Genomic DNA, 24,911 nt, shown 5'->3' on the forward strand with positions numbered 1-24,911 from the left:
ATTCTCATGCCACGAAAAAAGGGGGAGATCACAATGGATGTTGATAAAGGCGGCAGTCAATTGAAGCGCACGATGAAAAGCAGGCACTTATTTATGATTTCATTAGGGGGCGTCATCGGCACGGGGCTTTTTTTGAGCACAGGGTATACGTTAAGCCAGGCCGGGCCGGGCGGGACGATCGCCGCCTACTTAATCGGCGGCTTGATGATGTATCTTGTCATGCAGTGTCTCGGAGAATTGTCAGTAGCCATGCCTGTGACCGGTTCTTTTCAAACGTATGCGACAACGTTTATCGGGCCGTCTACGGGCTTTATGGTCGGTATCATGTATTGGGTGAATTGGGTGGTGACGGTAGGCTCAGAATTTACAGCTTCGGGTATTCTTATGCAGCGCTGGTTTCCCCACAGCAGCGTCTGGATGTGGAGCGCGATTTTCGCGGCCCTTCTTTTTGCCGCCAATGCATTCTCCGTTAAACTGTTTGCAGAAACGGAGTTTTGGTTTTCCAGCGTCAAAATCGTTACCATCCTTTTATTTATCATCTTAGGCGGCGCCGCGATGTTCGGCCTGATTTCGTTGCACGGTTCGGCGGAAGCTCCGATGCTGTCAAATTTCACCTCACACGGCGGACTGTTTCCGAATGGCTTTCTTGCGGTTTTCATCGCAATGATTTCCGTAAGCTTCGCCTTTTCAGGGACGGAGCTGATCGGCATTACCGCGGGTGAAACCGCCAATCCGGAAAAAGATATTCCGCGTTCGATCCGAAATGTCGCCTGGAGAACGGTCATCTTTTTTATCGGCGCCATTTTTGTGCTGTCCGGACTGATCTCATGGAAGGAAGCAGGTGTGATTGAAAGCCCGTTTGTCGCGGTCTTTTCTCAGATCGGAATCCCTTACGCCGCGGATATCATGAACTTCGTGATTTTAACGGCTTTGCTTTCTGTCGCCAATTCTGGACTGTACGCTTCCACCCGGATGCTGTGGTCACTTGCTAATGAAAACATGATCAGCGCCCGGTTCAAAAAAGTCACGCCTAAAGGCATTCCGCTGAACGCCTTGCTCGCCAGCATGGCCGTTTCCTGCATATCCTTGATCTCAAGCATCGCCGCCCCGGGAACGGTCTACGTGGTGCTTGTGGCAATAGCCGGATTTGCAGGCGTCGTGGTGTGGATGAGCATCGCCCTGTCTCAGCTGTTATTTCGAAAACATTATGTAAAAAACGGCGGCCGTCTCACGGATCTGACCTTCCGCACGCCGTTATACCCTCTCGTTCCGATCGCTGCCATGATCTTGTGTTTCGCTTCATGCGTAGGCCTTGCATTTGATCCCAATCAAAGAATCGCCCTCTTCTGCGGAGTTCCATGTATGATCTTGTGCTACCTCATTCGTTTTTTGAGAAGAAAACAGCCGAAACAGCCCGTCCGTGACATTCATTTGGATAAAACCATGCCATAAAAAAGGCACATACTGATGAGGTATGTGCCTTTCTTTTCTTATTCCGTAATCAGCGTATGAATCAGCTTCGGCGCTTCCGCTTTTTCTGAGATGCGGATGTTGTCATAGACTTTGGAGGTCACGTCGTCAACGTTTTCGCGGTTGGCGTAAAGGGTGACGAGCGGCTCTCCTTTTTCGACTTTGTCACCGACTTTTTTGCGGAGCATGATACCGACGGCAAGGTCGATTTCGTCCTCTTTTGTCGCACGTCCCGCGCCTAACAGCATCGCTGCGACGCCGATTTCGTCAGCGACGATTTCTGAAACGACACCCGCTTCTTTTGCCGGGACGTCAATTTTGTACGCCGCCTGCGGAAGTTTGGACGGATCGTCAACGACGGAAGCGTCCCCTCCCTGATTGCTCAGGAACTCTTTGAACTTTTCAAGCGCTTTGCCGTTTTTCATGACTTCCTGCAGCTTCGTTCTCGCTTCTTCCAATGTCTCGGCTTTTTTCGCCAGAACGACCATTTGACTGCCGAGCGTGAGGACGAGTTCGTTTAAGTCTTCAGGGCCTTCCCCTCTTAACGTATCAATGGCTTCTTGAACTTCCAAGGCGTTTCCGATCGCAAAACCGAGCGGCTGCGACATGTCAGAAATAACAGCCATCGTTTGGCGGCCGACGTTGTTTCCGATAAGGACCATTGCTTTGGCGAGGTTCACGGCGTCTTCATCCGTCTTCATAAACGCGCCGGCTCCCGTTTTGACGTCAAGCACGATGGCATCTGCTCCGGCAGCGATTTTTTTACTCATAATTGAGCTTGCGATCAGCGGGATGGAGTTTACCGTACCCGTTACATCACGAAGGGCATACAGCTTTTTATCGGCGGGCGTCAAGTTGCCGCTTTGTCCGATGACGGCTACCTTGTCACGGTTCACTAGCTTGATGAATTCATCTTTTGACAATTCCACGTGAAAGCCTTCGATCGCTTCCAGTTTATCAATGGTTCCTCCCGTATGGCCAAGGCCGCGGCCGGACATTTTAGCGACGGGAACGCCGAGCGCCGCGACAAGCGGTGCGAGTACGAGAGTTGTTGTGTCGCCGACTCCGCCCGTAGAGTGTTTGTCGACCTTAATGCCCTCGATGGCGGAGAGATCAATCGTTTCCCCTGAATTCACCATCGCCATTGTCAGATCGGCGCGCTCCTGATCCGTCATATCCTGAAAGTAAATCGCCATAGCCAGCGCGCTTGCCTGATAATCAGGAATGCTTCCGTCCGTATATCCCTTTACAAAAAATTGAATTTCTTCTGTTGTCAGTTCTTTACCGTTTTGTTTTTTTACAATAAGATCTACCATTCTCATGATATATCACCTGTCCTTCAATTATGTTCAGTGAATCAATCCCACGATCGCCGCTGTCAGGAAGCTGACGAGCGTTGCCCCGTACAGCAGCTTCAGCCCGAACCGCGCGACGACGTTTCCTTGTTTTTCATGCAGCCCTTTCACCGCACCCGTAATGATTCCGATAGAAGAGAAATTCGCAAATGAGACAAGGAATACAGATACCACTGCCTGAGTATGCGCACTGAAATGGAAATCGCCGGATGAGAGCGTCTGCATCGCCACAAATTCATTCGATACCATTTTCGTCGCCATAATGCTTCCGGCACTCACCGCTTCATTCCACGGAATACCGGTTAAAAACGCGAATGGCGCAAATACATAGCCGAGCAGCGCCTGGAATGTAATGCCGAAGACCGCGTTAAAAACGCCATTGACCAGGGCAATGAGTGCGACAAATCCGATCAGCATCGCCGCTACGACAACGGCGACTCTGAATCCATCCATTATATACTCACCGAGCACTTCGAAAAAGGATTGTTTTTCTTCTTCAGGAACAACGATCAAATCCTCATCTTTGCTGACGGTGTACGGGTTGATGATAGAAGCAATGATAAATCCGCCGAATAAGTTCAGCACAAGCGCCGTCACGACGTATTCAGGCTTCAGCATCATCATGTAAGAACCGACGATTGACATTGAGACCGTCGACATTGCGGATGCGCAAAGCGTGTATAAGCGCTGTTCAGTAAGATAGCCGAGCTGTTTTTTCAAGCTGATAAAAACTTCCGACTGACCCAAAATCGCGGATGCGACAGCGTTGTAAGATTCGATTTTCCCCATTCCGTTCACCTTGCTTAATGCAAGACCGATATACTTCGTGATGAAAGGGAGAACCTTCCAATGCTGCAATATTCCGATTAAAGCGGATATAAAGACGATCGGCAGGAGCACGCTCATGAAGAATGTCGTCTGTTTCGCATTCACAAGTCCGCCGAATACAAAGTTAATCCCTTCTGATGCATATTCCAGCAAGTAGTTAAATCCTTTGGCAAATCCGCCGACAAGAAAATTCCCGATCCCGGTATTGAGGAGAATGTAACCGAGAATCAGCTGCAAAACGAGCATGACGGCGATCGGCCGGATTCTGATTCTTTTTTTGCCGTTGCTGGCGAGCCAGGCAAGACCTAAAAACACAATGATTCCGATAATTCCGATGAAATACTTCATATGTGTTCTCCTTTTTTTGTATTCGCTTACAATTTTTTATGCATCAACAAAGAAAGAGGATTGCGGAAGCTTTCGGCTTCCGCACTGCTGCTTAATAGTCGCTGCTGCCGCTGTCTCCGCCGCTCACGATAGAGACGCCGGCGCTTGCGCCGATCCGGCTTGCGCCCGCAGCAATCATGCTGTCAACATCAGCTTTTGTTCTGATGCCGCCTGATGCTTTGACCCCGATGTCCGGTCCGACTGTTTTTCTCATAAGAGCGATATCTTCAGCCGTTGCCCCGCCTGTAGAGAAACCGGTAGACGTTTTGACGAAGTCTGCGCCCGCGGATACCGCTAAGCGGCATGCGCGCTCTTTTTCTTCATCTGTCAAAAGACATGTTTCAATGATCACTTTGACGAGCGCTTTTTTATCGGCTGCTTCAACCACCGCGCGGATATCAGCCTCAACCGCTTCATCATCGCCGTCTTTTAATGCGCCGATATTGATGACCATGTCAACCTCAGTGGCTCCTTTTGAGATGGCATCCTTCGTTTCAAATGCTTTTGTTTCCGAAGTCGTTGCGCCGAGAGGAAACCCGATAACGGTGCAAACGTCAACTCCCGTACCCTTCAGCTCCTCCGCTGCGAGTTTGACCCAAGTCGGGTTCACACAAACGGAAGCGAATTTATATTCTTTTGCTTCTTTTATCAGTTGTAATATATCCGCTTTTTGTGTATGCGGTTTCAAAGCAGTATGGTCTATTTGACTTGCAATTGACATTGTATGCACTTCCTTTTTCCTAGGATACGTTTAGAATAACCGAATTTTGAACATATGTAAATTGGTAATTGAAATTATGTTCATTAATTGTCACAATTCTTGAACGAGTTTCTTGGCCGTATGCTGATCGGTAATCAACACGTTTGCGTATTTACCTGTCAGGGCACCGTGAATGGCCTTGCATTTTCTGCTACCGCCCGCCACCAAAATGGAACGCTCTTTCATTTTCAAGTCGCTGAGCTCCACTCCGATGGTCCGGCCGTTAATGCTGCTGCTGCAAATCCTGCCTTCCGCGTCAAAAAAGCGCGAACAAATATCGCCGACTCCGCGCGCTTTCAGCAATTGTTTTTCTTCTTCCCGGAAATAGCCGAGTCTGAAAAGCAGCGCCTCATCCCGGACGGTTCCCACCGTAAACAGGGCGATATTGGCTTGTCTGCCCATTTCAATGATCCGCTTAATATGTCTGTCCCGCTCGACCATCTGTTTCACATCGGCGCTGTCAAATATAACAGGCAGCGGCAAATACCTCGGCATGGTCTGAAATGCTTCGGCGAACAGCTGAATTGTCTCAGACGAATACGTATTGACGTTGGAATGGCTGATGCCGCCTTTCAGCTGCACGACTTCAACGCTCTTTACCTGCTTCGGTTCCATACGGCTTGCGATCTGGTACATCGTCGTCCCCCAGCTTACGCCGAGTATATCGCCGTCCTTTACGGTTTTATGCATATAGTCTGCGCCATAGCGGCTTAAGTAATGTGTAATGGCCGGGTAATCGTCACTTGGAGAAAAGACGACGTGCGCCTCAAGCAGCCCGTATTTTTCTTCCAGCTTCGCGCCGAGTTCATCCAAATCCTCAAACGGATCCATGACGCGAATTTGGACATATCCTTTTTCCTTTGCGTACTGAAGCAGCCTTGAAACGGTGGGGCGTGACAGATTAAGCCGCTCGGCGATCTGCTGCTGGCTGTAATCTGATTGATAATATAATTTTGCCGCTTCTATGCTGAGCTGCTGTTTTTCACGATCCATATCGCGCCTCCCCTCTCCGCTTATCATATCACCAAAACACACGGTAAAAAAGCACCCTCTGATGGGGTGCCTATTTTTTCAGCACAAGCTCCTGAATCGCATGCGCTACGCCGTGTTCGTTGTTTGATTTTGTTTCAAAATTTGCAATGTCCCTTACTTCCGGGATGGCATTGGCCATTGCCACACCGCAGCCGGCCCACTGAATCATGGACATGTCGTTGCCGTTATCGCCGATTGCCATGACATCTTTTTGTTCAATGCCAAGTTTTTCAGCCAGCAGCTTGACCGCGTTTCCTTTACTCACTTCAGGGTGAAGAATCTCATGGAAGAACGGCGCGCTTTTGACCATTGTGTATTTTTCCTTGAATGATTCCGGAATGGAAGCGATCGTTTTCTCCAGCTTGTCCGGATCGTCGATGAACATGATTTTCGGAATGAGAATATCCTTCGGCACCTCATCGATCGTGCGGAAATGAAGCGGCACTTTTGTAATGTATGATTCGTATACCGTGTATTCACTGATATCCCGGTTCGGCGTGTACAGATTGGCTGTGTCAAAGTAATGCATCGGGGTATCCAGCTGTAAGCTCAGCTCGTGAAGCGCCTCTAAATCTTCAAAGCCTAATGACTGCTCGGCCACGACACCGTTTGTATACGTATTTTGGACGAGGGCGCCGTTATAAGCAATCACAAAGTCGCCTTCTTCCTGTAAATTCAGCTCTTCCAAATACCGCCGCACGCCGCCGATCGGCCGTCCCGTGCACAGGACGATATTGACCCCTTCCGCTTTGGCGGCATCAAGCGCCCCGCGGACTTCAGCCGTTACTTCATGATGATCGTTTAATAGTGTTCCGTCCATATCTATTGCGATTAACTTGTACATCCTGCATCTCCTTTGTGATCCTTTTCTTCTTATACTTTCATCATATCGTTTTTTCTTTTCAATGAAAAATCAAACGGACGGATTTCTCCGCCTTCTCTTCATATACCGGGCTTGTTTCCGGATACGCGGCCGTCTTTTCCTCTTGTCGGCTTGTTCGCCGTTCTCTGTTTTCTGCTTTAAGAGAATCAGCCCCGCCGCAAAGAAAGGGACAGCCGCTATGTCCAGAAGGGCAAGCTTTATTCCCATCGCTGCGGGAAAGTATGCCCACAATGAACGGCTGTTCCGTCTGATCATGATATATGAAACGATTTCTAACAGGATAAACAGAGCGTTCACCCATAAGTAAATGAGCAGTGCCGCGAATAAAAACAGCAGCAGCGTATTCCGCAGCGTGCCGGAAAACAGAAGAGCGCGCATCATATCAAAGAATGAAAATGACTGCATGCTGCCGTTTACGACATTGGGATTATAAATAGTAAAATGCCCAAACTGGTCTAAAAGCATAAAGAATAACCATAACACTGAAAACCATTGAATGATATGTACGATGACACCCGTCAAAACGAGTCTGTCGGCAGCCTTATTTCGCATGTGCATCCTCCCCGCCGGTTTTTATTCTTGTCATTGTTTTTGTTCCTCCGTATATCTTCCAAATGAGCGTATTATTTTTTCCTCTTTTCAACGTGCTTTTGACGGGATGCGGATGTCCGAGGTATTCAATTTCGATCGTTCCGTCCGTGTTTTGTGATATCACCTTGTAAGCATCTGAGGGCATGTCAACCTCGCCGCGGCCTTTGATGACCTGCTTTGTCAGGACTCTGTCTTTCGTAAACGTGACGGTTTCAGATCTGACCCCGTCCATCGGTCCCGGCTCAAGCCCTGCATCCCATGTCCCGTAATAAAAAGGGGTATCGTCTGCTTTCTTTAGCTGGCAGCCCGTCATCATGACGCATCCGAAAACAAGAATCGGCATGATAAAAATCCGTATATTCCGCAACATGATCACCTTCCTTCGAAGCTTTTTTACGCCTGTAAGTTAGGCGGGTGCCGTGGCACTGTGCAATTGACTACATAGTGTATAAAGACTTCACTAGATAAGGAGAATGATGAATGAACCCATATCAGTACTATACCCCTCCTGCCTATTTCCCTCAGCAGCAGGAATTCGAAGTGAACCGTGTTGAGTATGAGCCGTATCAGCAGGAAGCTTATTATGCGCCCTACCAGCCTGAAGACCGGCAGCCGACGGCTTTAGAACGGAGAGTCGCCCAGCTTGAAAGACAAAACGCTGAGCAAACGAGAGAGCTCACCCGTCTCTCAAATGAAGACCAGCGCCAAAACCGGGAAATCACACGGATGAGCGAGCAGGTCAGACGGCTGAGCCAGGCAATTGAGATCCATTCCCGCCGCTTAAACCGCTTGAATCAGCGCCTGCGCGCGGTTGAAAACAGACTCAATATCCCTTTTCACGCTACAGAAGGCGGCTTCTGAGAAAAAGGGCCGGAATACAAAGCTCGACAGGCCATTCCCGAGCCTTGTATTCCGCTCTGTACATAACAGGTAAATATTTGAATCCCCTGCTTGCATGAATGCCTCCCACATTCTTTCACATGATAAATATGTAAAATCAATCATTCCAGGAGGTTTTCATGATGTACCAAAACCAATACAGCGGAAATCAGCTCCAGCAATGCCGCCAGACAGCACAGCAGCTGATTCAGCAGACACAGCAAAGCAGCCAGCAGTACAAGCAAATGCTTCAGCAGGAACAGCAAAATATTCAAATGCTTCAGCAGATGCTTAACCATGAGCAGCATGCCGTTCATACCATTCAGCAAGCGCTTCAGGGGCATGAAATGGCCATTCAAAAATGTCAGCAGATCGTGAATGTGTGCAATCAGCTGCAGCAGGACGTAAGCGGACACATGCCTTCACCGACCAAACACGAATGTTTCTTCATTCCCGCAAACCCAGCATCACACACCGTTCCAACAGCATTCATACCAGCAGTAGCCCGATCATGCAAATGACAAAGCGCAAGGATATCGGCTTTGTCATTTGTTTTTATCGTTGTTTTGTCAGATCAATGCGATGAGCGGGCTTTCTGCCGAATTTTGCTTCCGCCTCATGTCTTACCGCTTCATACGCTCTTGCTTCGACATTTTGTTTAAACACATCAAGCTGTATCAAATAAGCCGCCCGCACCTTCAGACCGTGGATGATGGAGATGACCCATAAAGGCAGCACGATATACACGCCGGGTGTGCTCGGCAGCACAAAAGCAATTGCTAAAATAATAAAATAGATAAGACCGTATTTCAGCCATTTTTTGTTCTTGGCCCGGTAGCCGATATAGAAAAAGGCCAAGAAAGCGGTGAGCGCAAATGGTACGAGAGTCAGCAGCAGCCACCAGCTGTGCAGCACTTCCCACCAGTTCCCTCTTTTCGTAATCAACATTCATCCCTCCTTTACTACTATAACATGGATAATCAAGGAAGGTTTTCTATAAAAAACATAGACGGAATGAGGTCTTCCTGCTATATTAATAATGATAATCATTATCATTTAATGAGGGGGATCATGATGAAGAAACAATCATGGCTGATCGGCCTGGCACTTCTGCTCGTTTTTGCCTTAAGCGCCTGCAGCGGCGCGAAGGAAAACAGCGGATCAGCATCAGGTAAAGAGAAGACAGACATGCGTACATATCAATCGGCAAAAGGAAATATTGATATACCCGCACACCCGAAGCGGATCGTCACTGACTTTTATGCGGGTGAGCTGCTGTCCGTTGACGCAAATGTCGTCGGGGCGGGCTCATGGGCTTTCAAAAATCCGTTTATCAAAACACAGCTGAAACACATCACGGACGTCGGCAATCCCGTCAATGTGGAGAAAGTGATGCAGCTGAAGCCAGATTTAATCGTACTGATGAAGGATGACCAATACGAGAAACTATCGAAAATCGCGCCAACGATTGTCATTCCTTTTAACACCGCAAAAAATACGAAAGATACGGTCAGCCTATTCGGTGACATTACCGGAGCGAAGGATAAAGCCAAAAGCTTTATGGCAGACTTCAACAAAAAAGCTGAAGCCGATCGAAAGCGGCTCAAAGATGTGATCGGCAAAGATACGACAGTCGGCCTTTATGAAACGACGGACAAAGGCGAGATCTGGATTTTCAATGACAATTCCGGCCGCGGCGGCCAGGCCGTTTATAACGCGCTCGGATTAAAAGCGCCGGCTAAAATTGAAAAAGACATCATCAAATCGGGTGCCATGAAACAGATTTCTCAAGAGGTCATCCCTCAATATGCGGCTGATTATATGTTCATTACCGATTACAATCCGAACGGAGAAAGCAAAACGTTTGAGCGTCTTAAAGAGTCATCCGTTTGGAAAAATCTCGACGCCGTGAAGAACAATCGTGTCTTTATCAACGACTATCACACCTTCTATCCGTATGACCCGATTGCCGTCAGCAAACAGATGGATATCATCACCGACATGCTGATCAAACGGGCTGAAGAAAATAAAAAATAAGAAAACGGCACAGTTATAACACTGTGCCGTTTTGTATGATTCATTTTAATTTTGACTGTACGGAGTCCGGCATATCTTCAAACCTGACTTCTTCCCAGGTCTCGACATACTTTCCTTTCGCCTTCACCTTCAAATACGCGTTCTTCCGAAGTTCTTTACCGGCGAAAAAGGTCACTTCCTCTTTTTTTCCGGACGCATTATATCCGTCTAATGTATACTCAGTACCGCCCGGGCTAAGATGTTTACCATCTCGGTCAATCTGTACATAGACATCTTGCTGGTGAATAAGCGGATTAAATCTGTCTGTAACATCGTTATGAAAAAAGAGAAGCCCGTATATAACGGCAGCGGCCGCCACGACGGCCAGGATTGCCAATGCTTTCTTCATCTTTGCACTCCCCTTACTTGTTCATTTTTTTCAAATAGCTCGACCGCACCGCGAGGAAGAACAGAAGCTGAAAAATGAAAAATCCTCCGATGGTAAGACTGAGCGGTCCCGCTATATCGGAATACCCTTCCACAGCCATTGTTCTCAAGGCAAACAGCGTATGCATGACGGCAATGACAAATGGAAAGAAGAAGAGAATCGCCAGTTGTATCGTCACGCTTTGTGACATTTCACGCTCACTCAGACCGATTTTGGCCAGTGAACGGTAGCGCTCCCGGTCCTCATCCAAATCGGTGAACAGCCTGAAATATAAGAAGCTTGCTGCTGCGACGAAGAAGACGATCGCGATAAACAGGCCGATGAATAAACTCAGACTCGGCAGCTGCACCGTATCATAGTAGGTTCCGGCTTTTGACGCAAAATCAGAATGCACGTCGATATAGTTGCCGTAAATTTCATTTTTCAAGGATTGGCTGAACTCAAGACTGTCTTTCCAATGATCATAGCTGTAGCCGTATAATGACGCTTTATCACCGAGTGATTTGAACTGATCAAAGGTTTGATCGTTCACAGCGATGATGGCATTCAATGAAATCAGCGGTTTTTTGACTTCTTTTACCGACAGTTTTTGGTCAGACGGCTCGCCTTTTTGGTTCAGCAGCTTCAGCTGATCCGGGGCTACGTTTTTGAGATTGCGGTCATACGTGCCCGGGAAATAGACAGCCTCATCATTTTTCAGCCCGTTCAGCTTGACATGGAAGTATTTTGACACGTCCGATTTACTGATCATGTATACAGGCGGAACAGTATCTCCTTCCTGATAGCGAATATAGGAAACATCTATTTTATCTTTCTTATACGCAAAGCCGTGTGATTTCAGTTCATGCTCAATATCTTTCAAATGAGTCTGTTCTTTTGGGTTGTCGCTATAAGAAATATACTCCATCTCATAGGCTGACTCTTCCGCCCCGACGGTCGCTTTGTACATCGCGAGCACGCCCGTCGCCGTAAACGCAACCGCGGAAATAATGCTGACAATAAAGAACAGGCGGGCGTTGTCTTTTAAACGATAGACCAGATCAGAAACCCAAATGACATTTTTCCCGCGCAGATAAAAGGCTTTCCACTTCTTCAGCGCGCGCAGAATCCAGATGCTGCTTTGGCTGAAAAAGAAATACGTGCCGATAACGGTAAGCAGTAAAATGATGAATGGTTCTGTACCGTGGACATTTCCTTTAAGAACCATGCCGTACCCGCCGCACAGGCAGGCGATGCCGAATAAGGACAGAAGCACGGATGGCTTCGGTTCCGGCTTGACCTTATCAGTGCCCTTTATTAATTTGATAACCGTATTTGATCTGACAAAAAGGATCGTGAACTGCGATAAAAGGAAAAATAAAAGCAGAAATCCTCCGGCCGTAATGCCGAGCGCTTTCCAAGGCATGTACAGGGGCAGCGCGTCCATTTCTAAAATATAAGCGCCGACCGTAAAGAACGTTTTCGAAAAAATGACGCCGCCGATAATGCCGGCCGCAATCGACATGACGCCGATGATCATATTTTCCGCAGTAATGAGCTTTCTCAGCTGCCCCGGCGTAATGCCCTGCATAAGCAGGATGCCGAATTCTTTATTTCTCGATTTCAAAAATGCATTAACCGAATACAGAACAAATAAGAAAGAAAAAACAAAGATCATCCATTCCGCGGCGGTTAAGCCTTTTCTGGCAATGTTATTCAAGTAGCCTTCCTTTAAAGCCGGATGAAACAGGAACATCGCAAAGGTAAAGAAAATCAAAACGGAAAAGGCGCTGCTTAAAAAGAATGCAAGATAGGCCCTTTTGTTTCTCGTGACGTTGTTATAAGCGAACTGAAGAAAGGTCATTTGCGTTTCCCCCCAGCATAGACAGCACATCAAGAATTTGTTCATAAAATACTTGGCGGTTTTCCCCGCGGTAAATCTCATTAAACAGTTCGCCGTCTTTTATAAAAATGACGCGGCGGCAGTAGCTTGCCGCAACAGGGTCGTGGGTCACCATCAAAGCCGTGACATGATCATCCTGATTCAGGCTCTGCATCGTTTCCATGACGTCTTTTGACGCTTTGGAATCAAGGTTTCCCGTCGGTTCATCAGCCAGAATGAGTGACGGCTTATGAATGACCGCTCTTGCGATGGCGGCCCGCTGGCGCTGGCCTCCGGATACTTCAAACGTCCGTTTGCTGAGGAGGTTTTCGATTCCGAGCTTTTCCGCGATGGCGTGCAGTTTTTCTTCCATTACAGACGGCGGTTCTTTTTCAAGCGTTAACGGCAGCATGATATTTTCACCGATTGTCAGTGTGTCCAGAAGGTTGAAATCCTGAAACACAAATCCGAGCTGCTTGCGGCGGAAATGAGCGAGCTTTGTCCGCTTCAGCCGATGCGGGTTTTCTCCGTGAATCAGGATATCGCCTGAATCCGGACGGTCGATTGTTGAAATGATATTCAAAAGCGTTGTTTTGCCGGAGCCGGACGGCCCCATCACCGCCGTGAATTCGCCTTCTTCTATTGAAAATGAAATTTGTTTTAAGGCTTGATAGGACACTTGTCCTTTATAGGTTTTATTTATATGTTTGACTTCAAGCATATTCGCCATGAGAATCCTCCTTATGGTTTTATTCTTCTTGATCTCAGCTGCTTTCATGTAATGTCGGGGCGTTCAACACAAAAAATCCCCTTGACGTAAATCCATGTTATCAAGGGGAAACAGAATGAGCTATGTTGTTTTCTTAACGCAGCCTTACATTTTTGTAAGAAATGAAAATCGAACCGATGTCCCTTCACCCGGGGACGAACTGATGTCCACCGTATGATTGAGCTTGCCCGTAATTTCTTTGACGAGATGGAGGCCGATTCCCGTAGATTCTTGGAAACGCCGCCCGTTTTCGCCGGTGTAATACGGATCAAACACCCGCTTGATGTCCTGTGAAGGAATGCCGACACCGTAATCTTTGACTTCAAGCACCGTCCTGTCTTCATCGCGGAAGACATTCAGCTCAAGTCTGTCACTCTTGCCCGCCGAATACTTAACCGCATTTGTGACAACTTGGCCGATCGCGAATTTGAGCCATTTTGCATCGGTATAAATCTGATGATCATCGCGAATATTCATTTTCGGATAGACGCGGTATTGAATAAAAAATCGTTTATAGCTTTGAATGACTGATTGGAGAAGCTCGGATAACGAAACCGCTTCGATTTTAAAATCCCGTTCAAACAGATCAAGCCTTGATGAATATAAAAGCGTCTCCAGCCCGTATTCAATCTGCCGGACTTCTTTTTTAATTTGTTCAAAAACGGGTTCATCCTCTTCCTGAATGATTAAATTAATGACCGACAGCGGCGTCTTTACTTGGTGCACCCATTGATTCATATACGTCACCCGCGCGTCGAGCTTGGCTTCGGTCTCATGGAGCTTCTGGTGCTGCAGCCGTATCAGCTCCATCTGCTTTTCATACAGCTCTGAACAAAACTCTGAAGAACCGAGATGCGGGATGTCCGTCCCTTCCTGTCCCGAGCTGAGCCAAAGATAAACACCGCTGTCTTTGTACCAGCGATAGGCAAGATAGCCCGCCAAAATAAGAAGCTGCACGCCCAATATGTAAAACAGGTGAGAGAAAGAATGAAGACCCGCAAACCAGTAATAAAAGAAGACAAACAGCCCTTGAAGGAGAAAAAGCAGAATCAGCACTGCATGAGACCGGAGAAACAGCTTCATGACAGCGCCCTCAGCTGGTAGCCTTCGCCCCGCACCGATTCAATTGATACAGGCGCATTCAGCTCCCGCAGTTTTTTTCTGAGCCGCGTGATATACACGTTAAGTGTATTATCATCGACGAAAATATCGGTGTCCCATGTTTTTTCCATGAGCCGGTCTCTTCCCGTCACCTTTTCTCCCCGCTCCAGCAGCACTTCCAAGAGCTTGCTTTCTTTTTTAGAAAGCTCGCTTTTTTCATCCTGAAAGCGCAGTTCAAACCGTTCCACAAAGAGCTGCACACCGGCATATTCAAGCACTTTCTCCCCCTGCTTTGCGGCGTACTCCCCGTACGCCCTGCGGATCTGGCTTTTGATTTTCGCCAGCACAATATCATAGGAAAACGGTTTTTCGATATAATCATCTCCGCCGTTTTCAATCGCCATCACCTGATCCATTTCTCCGCTTCTGGCTGAAATAAAAATGATCGGGCTTGTGGAGTGCTGACGGATCTGGCGGCACCAATAATAGCCGTCATAGGACGGCAGATTGATATCAAGCAGCACCACATCAGGCTTTTCCTGTAAAAAAACATCAAGAACAGCCGTAAAATCCGCGGCCGCCACGGTTTGATATCCGTATTTTTCAAGATAATTCCGCAATAGTCCGCGAATGTCTTCACTGTCTTCCACAATCATGATTTTATTCAATCTGAACCACTCCCGTTTCTTACACTGCTGCCATCATCATAATCGTTTCAGGCGTACGGACGCAACACCGCACAAAAAAACCGCCATTCCGGCGGTTTCCGGTCTCATCAGCCGACCTGCTGTTTTACAGCTTTACCGGCTGATCCGAACTCTCTCATTTTGCTTCGCACTGTCTCTTCCACGGCTTCGATGCCGGGGGTCATATAGCTGCGCGGTTCGTACAGATCGCTTTGTTCCTGAAACATGCGGCGTGTTTCGTCTGTCCAGGCTACCATACATTCCGTATTGATATTGATCTTCGCGTGGCCGAGCGTGATGGCTTTTTGGATCTGATCCTGCGGAATTCCGGATGCTCCGTGAAGAACGAGAGGAATGTCGGTCATGCGGGAGATTTCCTCCATTTCCTTAAATCCGAGTTTCGGTTCACCCTGATATTTGCCGTGTACGGAGCCGAGGGCGGCGGCCAGCGCGTCGATATTGGCTGCTTTGACGATCCGCTCACATTCCGTGATATCAGCATAGCGGACTCCGCCGACCAGCCCGTCTTCCATGCCGCCGACCGTGCCGACTTCGGCTTCTACTGACACGCCGTGCTTTGCGGCATAATCGGTGACTTCTTTTGTCATTGCGATATTCTCGTCAATCGGCGCATGGGAGCCGTCAATCATCACTGAGCTGAACCCGGCGTCAATCGCCTGTCTGCAGCGTTCCGCACTGCTTCCGTGATCAAGATGAAGCACGACGGGAACGGTAATCGCCATTTCCTCCATTAACGCGCTGACCATGGCGGCAATCGTTTTAAAGCCGCCTAAATAATCGACCAGCCGATCAGATGCCGCGGCGATGACCGGGGATTGCTCCTTTTGCGCCGCTTGCAGAATCGCTTTTGTCCATTGCAGGCCGTTTATATTAAACTGGCCGACTGCATAATGCTCCCGTTTCGCTTCCGCAAGAAGATGTTTCATGGTGACAAAAGCCATGTTCACGCCTCCTTCATGAAGTATTTTGATACGACGGCTTCCGTTGTTTCTTTTGCCGTTTTGATCGTTTCCTCCGCGGTCAGCTTATAATATTCAGGTCTGAACAGCTCTACGGAGACAACATCATTGAATCCGATTTCTCTTAGTGCTGACAGATGGGCGTCTAAGTCAATTGCCCCCTGCCCCGGCCAGACGCGGTCTTCATCCGTTAAAAAACCGATCGGGAAATCTTCTGTATCGTCAATATGATAGATGAAAATTTTCTTTCCGTCCGCCTGCTTCAGGCTCTCAATATTGGAGCCCATCGCGTGGAAATGAAAGCTGTCAAACACAAGCCCGACATTATCCCGGCCGACAGCCTCCACGATGTCATATGCCTGTTCAAATGTATTGACCGTGCATTGCGGGTGGCCGACAAATTCAAGGGCGATATTTACGCCGTACGGCTCCGCGATATCAGAAAGCTCAGTCAGCACCTTGATGCTGCTCTTTTTGATCTCTTCTTTTAATATTTTCCGCTCTGTCACAAGCGGTACGGCCACCACATATTCCACGCCAAGTGTTTTGCAGGTTTCCATCATGCTTTTGAATTCTGAAATGATCTCCCGATAGCCCTTTTCATCACGATTGTTGAAGAAAACCAATGCGTTCAGTGCAAGCGGCTTAATGTGATGGGTTTGAAAATATTCCGCCAGATCGGCCAGTGAATGGTCTTTTAAGTATTCCGGCAGCTTATCCATTGTGCGGATTTCAATATAATCATAGCCGTGCTTTTCGCACAGCTCTAAATCCTGTTTCAGGTTTGAATTCTCCAACGTTGTCGCTTCATTAAAGCAAAGTTTCATGTCAGCCTCTCCCATCGCGTTTTAGATATGAAGGGAGTCCGGCTGAAGGGCTTTTTGGCCCCGTCCCGCCGAACTCCATACTCAGCTTACGCCATACCTAATTCTTCTTTTAATTTCTTAAGCATGAACCGGCTTGATTCATCCGCTCTTTCTCCGACCCAAGCAAAAACGGCATTCGTCGCAATTCCGTCGAACTTCATCTCCCTCATCTTTTTGAAAATCGTATCAAAATCCACCTCGCCTTGACCGATGTCCAAATGCTGGTGAACCGTTACTTTCGCGTCAGGCGGATTGACGATGTAGCGCAGGCCATGCGCCGCCTTATGATTATAGGTATCTGCAAATAAAACATGTGTGAGGCGGTCGCCGGCTTCGTCAAACATGGTCGCAATATCGCCTTTGCCGTCATCGTAGAAGAATGTATGCGCAGTCGAGTAGACAAGATTGATTCCAATCCTTGTCAAGCGCGCGGATCATATCCATCGCACCTTTGTGCGTCTCGATAAAATCATACGGGTGGGCCTGCAGATTGAGTTTGACGCCTTCTTTTTCAAAGACGGGCAGCAGCTCATCCATGGATTTGATAAATTTTTCTTCACTAGTTAACGGATCATATTTTGAACCGCTGAATTCGCTGTTCATCAAATCCACTTCAAGTTCAACCGCAATTTTGATCGCCCGTTTCCAGTTGCGCACGGCTGCCTGGCGGCGGTCTTCATCAGGGCCTGCCCAGTGGTAAAGCGGAAGGAGAGAGGACAGCTTCACGCCTGTATCCTTTAAAAGGCGCTTCAATTGTTTGATCTTTGCTGAATCGACTTTCGGATATTTATAGAAAGGACAAAAATCCTCACGCGGTGACAGTTCGATATATTCATAACCGAGCTCCGCCGGTTTATAGACCATTTCTTCTAACGTTAAATCATCACGGTACATGGATGGATCCAAGGCCAGTTTCATTTCTTTCACTCCCAATCTATTATTTATTCACAGTCGTAAATGATTGATAGAATGCCGGTTTCTCTTGGAGCGCCACAGGCTCTTTCCGGCCGGATTCCTGAGCTTTTACGCACGCGTCAGTCGTCACGGCGGCGATGTAACCGTCCCATGCCGTCGGACCGCTGACTTCGCCTTTTTTCCGGATCGAATCAATGAAGTCTTGAATTTCCACATCATACGCAGCCACAAATCGGCGCTGCCAATCCATCAGAATATCGGTGCTGAATGTCCCTTCTTTTCTCAAGCTGATGCTGGATGGTTCCGGAAGCTTGATGATGCCGTCTTCTCCGACGATTTCACATTGAATATCGTAGCCGTATTTACAGTTCACATAGATTTCGGCATTGATGACGATACCGCCTTTTGTTTCAATAATGACCATCTGCGGATCTTTCAGATGCGGCAGCGCATTTTTTGATTTCTTCGGATAGATGACCTGTACGGATTCATAGTCGTCATTGACGAGCCAGTGAAGGACATCGATTTCATGAACGAGCGTATCGACAACGGCCATGTCTGTTGAATAATTCGGCGCGACCGTCGGATTGCGGTGCGCACAGTGAATCATCAGCGGCTCTCCGACCACACGGTTGTCGATCGCTTCTTTCAGCTGAACATAACCGCTGTCATATCTGCGCATGAAGCCTACCTGCACCAATCGGCGTCCCGTCTTCATTTCTTCTTCGACGATGCGCATACAGCCTTCTGCCGTTGTCGCGAGCGGCTTTTCACAAAAAACGTATTTGCCGCGCTGAATCGCTTTCAAAACGCTGGACTCGTGAGCCGGGCCCCAGCTTGTCACTAAGACGGCGTCCACATTTTCAGCAGCGAGGAGGCTGTCGTCATCAGGATAAACGGAGGCGTTCAAATTGAAATCCTGAACGGTCTGCTGTGCAGCCTCCTGATTCACATCCGTTACAGCGGTAATTTCCGCGCCGGACAGCTTATTTGTGATGCGGTTGATGTGCTCTTTTCCGATAGCACCGGTTCCGATAACCCCTATACGTAAATTCATTGATCGCCACTCCTTCTGATAATCAAATGATTGTTCTCGTCTTTCTTTTCTCGCTGCCGTCCTGAGGAGCACCGTACAGTTCCTCCTGAATCTGTTCAAGCGACTTGCCGGACGTATTCGGTGCGAAGACAAGCCCGATGACCATACTGGCCGTCACGCATATGAGCAGAATACCTGCCATAACACCGATGCCGAACTGTGTCATGATAACCGGCACAAATAAACTCCAAATTCCGATTGAAATACGGACCAGAAAGAACATGAGCCCTTGTGCCGACGCCCTGTGCTCCGTCGGGAACAGCTCGCTTGCCCACAGCTGGTAGTTCGCCTGCTGGCCGGCTCCGTTATTGATGCCGATCGCGAAGACAAACAAAAGCAGAACCGGAAGCCCCTGAAACGGCAGTAAAAACAGCGACCAGCCGACAACAGCCATAAATGCGCAGATCCCGAACACCGTTTTCCGATATTGATCCGCAAAAGGCATGAAGATACAAGCGACGCCGAGCCCGGTGAAAATAAACAGGGCCATCTGCAGAATGTTAGCCGTATTTGCGGATACGCCGCCGACCTGCTGATAGATGTACGGCATAAAGAATCCCATGACTCCCGCGGCGAGATTCCATATGAGAAACACACCCATTAAAAACAAAATATTCTTAAAAAATTTCGGCTGAAGCAGGTCAAAATAAGATGTTTTTTTCACGGCGGCAGGCCGGTCTTCACTGTTTTTCCAGGCATCTGATTCAGGTAAACGCTTTCTTAGCGTATATGTGATAAGGGCGATCACCAATAGATGCGCAAAAACAATTTTATTTCCTAAAAGCCCAAGGTCACCAACCAGGACCGATAACAGCAGGACCACAACGGCTCCGGCGGCCCATGCCACCTGCGCCACCCCGCAATGCCTCGCCCGGTTTTTCTCAGGGGCGTTTTCCGCGATAATGGTCCATGACGCCGTAATATCCGCGCCTACAGAAATCCCGATAATCGTGTATCCGCATAACAGCATAGGAAAGTTGAATCCAAACAAAACCAAACAAATTCCTAAGGCGTAAACGAGCATACTGTTTGTATAGACCGCTTTCCGTCCGACCTTATCAGCCAAATATCCGCCAAGCAGCGCTCCGATGGCCGCTGATATGGCGTTTGCACTGAAGGCGCCTAGCAATCCGATCTGGCTGTCGGACAGCTTCAAATAGCTGACCCACATGGATAAACCCGCTGACCCTGCCACGATGGAACCTGCATCAATGTAATTTGCTAATGCTGCGGCGATGGTCCTTTTGCTGAAAGCTGATTCCGCCTTGGCACTATTCATATAAGTCCCCCTCTAATTTGCAGGATCAAGCAGTTCTTTGTCGATATACTTTCTCGCAATCAGCGCGTACTCAAGCGGATTGGCGACTGCCGGGTCTTGTTCGGCTTCAATGACGATCCAGCCTGAATAATCATGACGGATGAGCGTTCGGTACACTTCGGTGAAATCGATGCATCCGTCTCCGGGAACCGTAAAAATGCCCTGTAAAAACGACTGCCTGAATGACTTGCCTTCCTTTCTGAACAGCTCCATAATGTCAAACCGCGCATCCTTGAAATGAACGTGTCTGATCCGTTCCATATGCTTATTCAGAATCGTCATGTAATCTCCGTCCGAGATATAAGCATGGCCTGTATCATAAAGCAAATGGACATACCGGGGATCCGTCCCTTCCATCAGCCGGTCAACTTCTCCCGCCGTCTGAACGCCTGTGCCGAGATGATGATGAAAAGTGAGGTCAAGCCCGTGTTCTTCCGCGATTTTCCCAAGGCGGTTCAGGCCTTGGCAAAGCGTATCCCATTCTTCATCTGAGAAGTGCGGTTTTTTCTTAAAAACATCAATGTCCAACCCCTGAACACTGTACGTCTGTTCAGAAACGATGGCGACATCAGCCCCGACTTTTTTCAAATAATCACAGTGTTCTGTAAATTGTTCGGCTGTTTTTTCAATACCGTCTTGAATGATAAAGCTGCTGAACCATTTTCCCGCAATCCGCAAGTTCCGGAGAGCCAGCTCCTTATTCAGGACGGAGGGTTCAGGGAAAAACCCTCCCACTTCCGTACCTTGGAAGCCGGCGACAACAATATCGCTCAACAAATGCTGAAGCGTATTCCCGGCTCCGATTTCCGGCATATCGTCATTGCGCCATCCAATGGGGGCGATGCCCCACAGAATATCTTGTTTGCCCATCGTGATGCCTCCCCTCTAGTACTGCTTCGCAGACTTCAGCTTCGTCTCTTTCGCTTCGTATGCCCGTTGGACGCTTTCCTGCTCAGACACTTCCGCCACGCCGACATGCCACCAGCTGTCATAGCCGTCTGTCATCGTTTTCGGCAGAACCTTCATCTCAATTAACGTGGATACGTCCTGCGTTTTCGCATCTTCAAGCGCCGCTTTCAGCTCTTCAACCGTATTGGCTCTGTATGTTTTGGCGCCGTATCCCTCTGCCACCTTCGCGTAATCAATGTTTAAAATCTGATTGTCCTCTGTGCGGAACTCACAGAAATAACTGCCGCTGCCGTGATCCATTTGCAGGTTGTTGATACAGCCGAATCCGGAGTTATCAAAAAGCAGGACATTGATTTTTTTGTTATATTGAAGCGCCGTAATCAGCTCTGAATGCAGCATCAGAAAACTTCCGTCGCCGACGAGTGAATAGACTTCTTTGTCCGGATGGGCCAGCTTGAGGCCGAGCGTGCCTGATACCTCATATCCCATGCAGGAATAGCCGTACTCCAGATGGTACGTATTCGGGACATTGGAATGCCACAGACGCTGCAAATCTCCCGGAAGAGACCCCGCCGAACTGATGACGATACTGTCTTCAGGAATCGTGTCATTGATCGTCAGAAGCGCCGTTGTTTGCGGCAGCTCAGTCTTGAGCGCGTCGGCATACTCGTTTAACACGTCCTGTGAAAAATGATTCTTAATTTCCGGTTTGAACGCGTCACGTGTAAAAGTGACTTTGCCGAGCCGGTCCCGTTCAGCCAGCCATTCATCCTTCCAGTCTTTAATCGCCGTGCCGAATGCGCTTTTATATCCGTCCAATAAGCCGTGCAGCCTGCCGAGCGTCACTTTCGCATCGGCTACGACCTGAAACGCGTCAAGCTTATAAGCCTGCATGCGGCTGACATTGATATTCAAGAATGCTGCTTTTTCAAAATCAAACGCCGTTTTGGAGGATGTCGCAAAGTCCGTGTACCGTGTACCGACACCGATGATAAGATCAGCCTGGCGGGCGGCTTTGTTTGCGGCAAGTGTGCCCGTGATGCCCATGCCGCCCAGATTGTTGGCGAAGTCAGCTTCAACCGTTGACTTACCGGCCTGCGTTTCCACAAGAGGAATGCCGTATGTTTCAGAAAGCGCGATCAATTCCTCACGCGCGCCGGAATACTTCGCGCCGCCGCCCACTAAAATGACGGGGCGGCTGCTCTCTTTAATTCTTTCCGCGGCGCCTTTCAGCTCACGCTCGCTCGGCTGCATACGATCAATATAATGAACGCGTTTTTCAAAGAAGCTTTCATCAAAATCATACGCTTCTCCCTCTACATCCTGAGAAATGCAGATTGTCGCCGGACCCGCTTTTGCCGGATCCGTCATTACTTCAAATGCCCGGATTAAGCTGCTCATCAGCTGCTCGGGGCGGGTAATGCGGTCCCAATAGCGTGACACGGGCTTTAACGCATCGTTTGTCGTGACGGCGGCACTGTATTCCTGCTCCACCTGCTGAAGCACCGGATCAGGCTGCCTCGTCGCAAAGGTATCGGCCGGAAGCAGCAGCACCGGAATATTGTTAGCCAGAGCCGTGCCCGCGGCAGCCGTCAAATTTGCGGCACCCGGCCCGACCGATGTTGATACCGCGTAAATTTTTCTTCTCAGCATTTGCTTGCTGTATGCCATCGCGGCATGCGCCATGCCTTGTTCGTTTTTGCCTTGATAGACTTTCAGGTGCCCGGCGTCCTGCTCAAGCGCCTGCCCGATCCCCAACACATTTCCGTGGCCGAAAATCGTGAAGATGCCTTCAACGAACGGCTCTTCTTTTCCGTCAATATGAATGTACTGCCGGTTTAAAAATTTAATCAGCGCTTGTGCTGTCGTTAAGCGAATTGTCTTGCCCACAAACGATCCCACCTTTTATCGTTCTATTTACCATTCAGACTGTGCTGTGCTTCAATCAGTTCGATGATTTCATCGGCAGCCGGCATTGCTTCTGAGGAGCTGTGTTTGCTGACGACGATGGAAGCGGAAGCGCTCCCGTATTTTAATGCCGTTTCAATATCCCGGCCGCTGACAAGTCCGTAGATGAAGGCGGACGCGTAGGAATCACCCGCTCCGAACGTCTTCAGCACCTTTGTTTGATAGGCATGCGCCCGGAAGATTTCTCCCGATCTGCTGTATGCGTATGATCCGTCAACGCCGTGCTTGATGACGATAAGGTCAGCGGAATGCGCAAACAAATGGCGGACGGTTTCATCGTTATTTCCGCCGCTGCGGTTCTCCATCACGTCAAATTCGTCACGCGTCCCGATGACGATATCGGATTGTTCCGCCACCAGCGTGTAGTACACGGCTGTTTCTTCTGCCGATTGCCATGTATACGGGCGATAGTCGAGCTCAAAAACGACTTTTACGTCATGTTTTTTTGCGGTATGCACCGCTTTTAAGACGGCTTCGCGCGACGGGCTTTTCGCAAGCGCCGTCCCAGAAACGAGCAGCATTTTCGCGTTTGCGATATAGCCTTCATTGACTTCGGACGGCTCAAGATACAAATCCGCCACGTCATCCCGGTACATGAGAATGCTGCACTCTTCAGGACTGAGAATTTCCGTAAAAGCGAGTCCGGCTTTATGCCCGTCTCTGTCAACGACCATTTGTGACGTATCAACGCCCTTTTCCTTCATATAGGAAACGATGAATCTGCCGTGCTGATCGTCCGGGATTTTGCCGATAAAACCGGTTTTTAATCCAAGCTTGGCGCTGCCGATCGCAATATTTGCCGGAGAGCCGCCGACATATTTAGAAAACGTCATCGTTTCTTCCATCGGGCGATTGTATTCCGCCGCGTTCAAATCAATACACGCGCGTCCGATCGCGACAATATCAAACTCTCTTTCTTCATTAAACGTATATTTCATCGTTATCTGCCACTCCTCACTTGTTAGCGTTCCAGAATCCACTCATGGGCCGGATCATTATGAAACTTCCATTTGCGTGTCGGTCCCGCCATTACATTCAGGTAGTAAGAGGTATACCCATCCGGAACACCAACCGGGTGATAGCCCGCCGGCACGATGACAACGTTTTCATTTTCTGCGGTCATCGTCTCGTCAATCGAACGGTCGTCCGTGTATACACGCTGGAAGACAAAACCCTGCGGCGGGTCCATTTCATGGTAATAAGTTTCTTCTAAGAAGGATTCAGCCGGCAGATTGTCTTGGTCATGTTTGTGCGGCGGGTAGCTCGACCAGTTGCCGCTGTCCGTGTAAACTTCAACAACGAGAAGGCTGTTTGCCGATGGATCTGAATCGGGGAGAATGTTATGAACGGTTCGTTTGTTTGCCAGCTTGCCGCGATGTTCCACACCGTTGTCTTCCGCTTTTATCAGCTTTGTCGGAAGCTGGTGTTCGGACGGAGAGTAGCACAGCGCAACCCTCGCCCCGCTGACAGCTGTGATCTCAAAAGAGCGGTCATTAGACACATAAACGCTGTCCGTCGGTTTTCTTTCAAATACGCTTTCACGGGTGCCGATGCTTTCAAATGTCTGTTCATGATCAGTGACGGTGATGTTTCCCGTTACCGCAACAATGCAGCACTCCGTCTTTTTCAAATCTTCTGTATATGTTGAGCCGGGAGCGAGGTCGACGACTTTAAATCCGACGTATTTGAGGTCTGAATTAGATGAAGTGACTTCATGTATGATGTTCACGCCTTGAGAAATCTCATCGGCCTTCGGTTTTCGCAGCAAATGACTCATGTTTATTCCTCCTTAA

At 48.6% G+C, this 24,911-nt stretch carries 24 protein-coding genes and 2 pseudogenes; 4 read left to right on the forward strand and 22 right to left on the reverse strand.

Going from position 1 to position 24,911, the window contains the following annotated elements; genetic code table 11:
* Positions 1-33 precede the first annotated feature (33 nt).
* Complete coding sequence (locus ACW5MY_RS18775) at positions 34-1,452, forward strand: amino acid permease (RefSeq protein ID WP_013354137.1); 1,419 nt, start codon at positions 34-36, stop codon at positions 1,450-1,452.
* Positions 1,453-1,490: 38 nt separating this feature from the next.
* Here the strand turns inward: ACW5MY_RS18775 and ACW5MY_RS18780 are convergent, their stop codons facing one another.
* The 7 genes from ACW5MY_RS18780 to ACW5MY_RS18810 form a co-directional block, all read right to left on the reverse strand.
* Complete coding sequence (locus ACW5MY_RS18780) at positions 1,491-2,792, reverse strand: pyrimidine-nucleoside phosphorylase (RefSeq protein WP_462061644.1); 1,302 nt, start codon at positions 2,790-2,792, stop codon at positions 1,491-1,493.
* Between the two features lie 27 nt (positions 2,793-2,819).
* The gene (locus ACW5MY_RS18785) at positions 2,820-4,001 is read right to left on the reverse strand and encodes a NupC/NupG family nucleoside CNT transporter (protein WP_013354139.1); all 1,182 of its coding nucleotides are present in this window, start codon (positions 3,999-4,001) and stop codon (positions 2,820-2,822) included.
* A gap of 91 nt (positions 4,002-4,092) precedes the next feature.
* Positions 4,093-4,761 carry a deoxyribose-phosphate aldolase gene (deoC, locus tag ACW5MY_RS18790; RefSeq protein ID WP_004393277.1) on the reverse strand — a complete coding sequence of 223 codons (669 nt, stop codon included), beginning with the start codon at positions 4,759-4,761 and terminating at the stop codon, positions 4,093-4,095.
* Positions 4,762-4,851: 90 nt separating this feature from the next.
* On the reverse strand, positions 4,852-5,793 hold the full coding sequence (locus ACW5MY_RS18795) for a sugar-binding transcriptional regulator (protein ID WP_013354140.1): 942 nt from the start codon (positions 5,791-5,793) through the stop codon (positions 4,852-4,854).
* 70 nt (positions 5,794-5,863) lie between these two features.
* Positions 5,864-6,676: a sugar-phosphatase gene (yidA, locus tag ACW5MY_RS18800; protein WP_013354141.1), complete on the reverse strand. Its 813-nt coding sequence runs from the start codon at positions 6,674-6,676 to the stop codon at positions 5,864-5,866.
* A 69-nt stretch (positions 6,677-6,745) separates the two neighbouring features.
* Positions 6,746-7,267 (reverse strand): hypothetical protein, encoded by a 522-nt coding sequence (locus ACW5MY_RS18805; RefSeq protein WP_013354142.1) that lies wholly within the window; start codon positions 7,265-7,267, stop codon positions 6,746-6,748.
* On the reverse strand, positions 7,257-7,676 hold the full coding sequence (locus ACW5MY_RS18810) for a lipocalin family protein (protein WP_013354143.1): 420 nt from the start codon (positions 7,674-7,676) through the stop codon (positions 7,257-7,259). The genes ACW5MY_RS18805 and ACW5MY_RS18810 overlap by 11 nt, the downstream gene beginning before the upstream one ends.
* Positions 7,677-7,786: 110 nt before the next feature.
* Here ACW5MY_RS18810 and ACW5MY_RS18815 point away from each other — a divergent pair, with 110 nt between their 5' ends.
* Together ACW5MY_RS18815 and ACW5MY_RS18820 are read left to right on the forward strand one after the other, a co-directional pair.
* Positions 7,787-8,167: a hypothetical protein gene (locus tag ACW5MY_RS18815; protein WP_013354144.1), complete on the forward strand. Its 381-nt coding sequence runs from the start codon at positions 7,787-7,789 to the stop codon at positions 8,165-8,167.
* Positions 8,168-8,328: 161 nt separating this feature from the next.
* A pseudogene (locus ACW5MY_RS18820) lies at positions 8,329-8,689 on the forward strand (hypothetical protein).
* A 51-nt stretch (positions 8,690-8,740) separates the two neighbouring features.
* On the opposite strand, the gene ACW5MY_RS18825 reads toward ACW5MY_RS18820, so the two are convergent.
* Positions 8,741-9,133 carry a hypothetical protein gene (locus ACW5MY_RS18825; protein WP_013354146.1) on the reverse strand — a complete coding sequence of 131 codons (393 nt, stop codon included), beginning with the start codon at positions 9,131-9,133 and terminating at the stop codon, positions 8,741-8,743.
* A 126-nt stretch (positions 9,134-9,259) separates the two neighbouring features.
* Between ACW5MY_RS18825 and ACW5MY_RS18830 the strand changes: the two genes are divergently transcribed.
* The gene (locus tag ACW5MY_RS18830) at positions 9,260-10,222 is read left to right on the forward strand and encodes an iron-hydroxamate ABC transporter substrate-binding protein (RefSeq protein WP_013354147.1); all 963 of its coding nucleotides are present in this window, start codon (positions 9,260-9,262) and stop codon (positions 10,220-10,222) included.
* A 40-nt stretch (positions 10,223-10,262) separates the two neighbouring features.
* Here the strand turns inward: ACW5MY_RS18830 and ACW5MY_RS18835 are convergent, their stop codons facing one another.
* The 14 genes and pseudogenes from ACW5MY_RS18835 to iolB all read right to left on the reverse strand — a co-directional run bounded on the left by ACW5MY_RS18835 (position 10,263) and on the right by iolB (position 24,895).
* Positions 10,263-10,610, reverse strand: coding sequence for a YxeA family protein (locus ACW5MY_RS18835; RefSeq protein ID WP_013354148.1), 348 nt, complete (start codon positions 10,608-10,610; stop codon positions 10,263-10,265).
* Positions 10,611-10,623: 13 nt separating this feature from the next.
* Positions 10,624-12,492 carry an ABC transporter permease YxdM gene (yxdM, locus tag ACW5MY_RS18840; RefSeq protein WP_013354149.1) on the reverse strand — a complete coding sequence of 623 codons (1,869 nt, stop codon included), beginning with the start codon at positions 12,490-12,492 and terminating at the stop codon, positions 10,624-10,626.
* A complete protein-coding gene (gene yxdL, locus ACW5MY_RS18845) occupies positions 12,467-13,240 on the reverse strand; it encodes an ABC transporter ATP-binding protein YxdL (RefSeq protein WP_013354150.1) in 774 nt (257 codons plus the stop codon). The genes yxdM and yxdL overlap by 26 nt, the downstream gene beginning before the upstream one ends.
* Positions 13,241-13,384: 144 nt before the next feature.
* The gene (gene yxdK / locus ACW5MY_RS18850; RefSeq protein WP_013354151.1) at positions 13,385-14,362 is read right to left on the reverse strand and encodes a two-component system sensor histidine kinase YxdK; all 978 of its coding nucleotides are present in this window, start codon (positions 14,360-14,362) and stop codon (positions 13,385-13,387) included.
* On the reverse strand, positions 14,359-15,048 hold the full coding sequence (yxdJ, locus tag ACW5MY_RS18855; protein WP_013354152.1) for a two-component system response regulator YxdJ: 690 nt from the start codon (positions 15,046-15,048) through the stop codon (positions 14,359-14,361). Before yxdJ ends, yxdK begins: the two co-directional genes overlap by 4 nt.
* A gap of 107 nt (positions 15,049-15,155) precedes the next feature.
* On the reverse strand, positions 15,156-16,028 hold the full coding sequence (gene fba, locus ACW5MY_RS18860; RefSeq protein ID WP_013354153.1) for a class II fructose-1,6-bisphosphate aldolase: 873 nt from the start codon (positions 16,026-16,028) through the stop codon (positions 15,156-15,158).
* A 2-nt stretch (positions 16,029-16,030) separates the two neighbouring features.
* A complete protein-coding gene (gene iolI, locus ACW5MY_RS18865; protein ID WP_013354154.1) occupies positions 16,031-16,873 on the reverse strand; it encodes a 2-keto-myo-inositol isomerase in 843 nt (280 codons plus the stop codon).
* Positions 16,874-16,959: 86 nt separating this feature from the next.
* Positions 16,960-17,830, reverse strand: a pseudogene (locus ACW5MY_RS18870) (sugar phosphate isomerase/epimerase family protein).
* 19 nt (positions 17,831-17,849) lie between these two features.
* Entirely contained in the window at positions 17,850-18,884 is a 1,035-nt protein-coding gene (iolG, locus tag ACW5MY_RS18875; protein WP_013354156.1) for a bifunctional inositol 2-dehydrogenase/D-chiro-inositol 1-dehydrogenase, read from the reverse strand.
* Between the two features lie 22 nt (positions 18,885-18,906).
* Positions 18,907-20,202, reverse strand: a complete 1,296-nt coding sequence (locus tag ACW5MY_RS18880; protein ID WP_014471252.1) for an MFS transporter — start codon at positions 20,200-20,202, stop codon at positions 18,907-18,909.
* 12 nt (positions 20,203-20,214) lie between these two features.
* Positions 20,215-21,111, reverse strand: coding sequence for a myo-inosose-2 dehydratase (gene iolE / locus ACW5MY_RS18885; RefSeq protein ID WP_289394037.1), 897 nt, complete (start codon positions 21,109-21,111; stop codon positions 20,215-20,217).
* 15 nt (positions 21,112-21,126) lie between these two features.
* On the reverse strand, positions 21,127-23,040 hold the full coding sequence (gene iolD / locus ACW5MY_RS18890) for a 3D-(3,5/4)-trihydroxycyclohexane-1,2-dione acylhydrolase (decyclizing) (protein ID WP_014471253.1): 1,914 nt from the start codon (positions 23,038-23,040) through the stop codon (positions 21,127-21,129).
* Between the two features lie 23 nt (positions 23,041-23,063).
* A complete protein-coding gene (gene iolC, locus ACW5MY_RS18895; protein WP_013354160.1) occupies positions 23,064-24,056 on the reverse strand; it encodes a 5-dehydro-2-deoxygluconokinase in 993 nt (330 codons plus the stop codon).
* A 23-nt stretch (positions 24,057-24,079) separates the two neighbouring features.
* Positions 24,080-24,895, reverse strand: a complete 816-nt coding sequence (iolB, locus tag ACW5MY_RS18900) for a 5-deoxy-glucuronate isomerase (protein WP_013354161.1) — start codon at positions 24,893-24,895, stop codon at positions 24,080-24,082.
* Between the last annotated feature and the right edge of the window lie 16 nt (positions 24,896-24,911).

It is taken from the genome of Bacillus sp. Bwzl_19 (genome assembly GCF_054900515.1).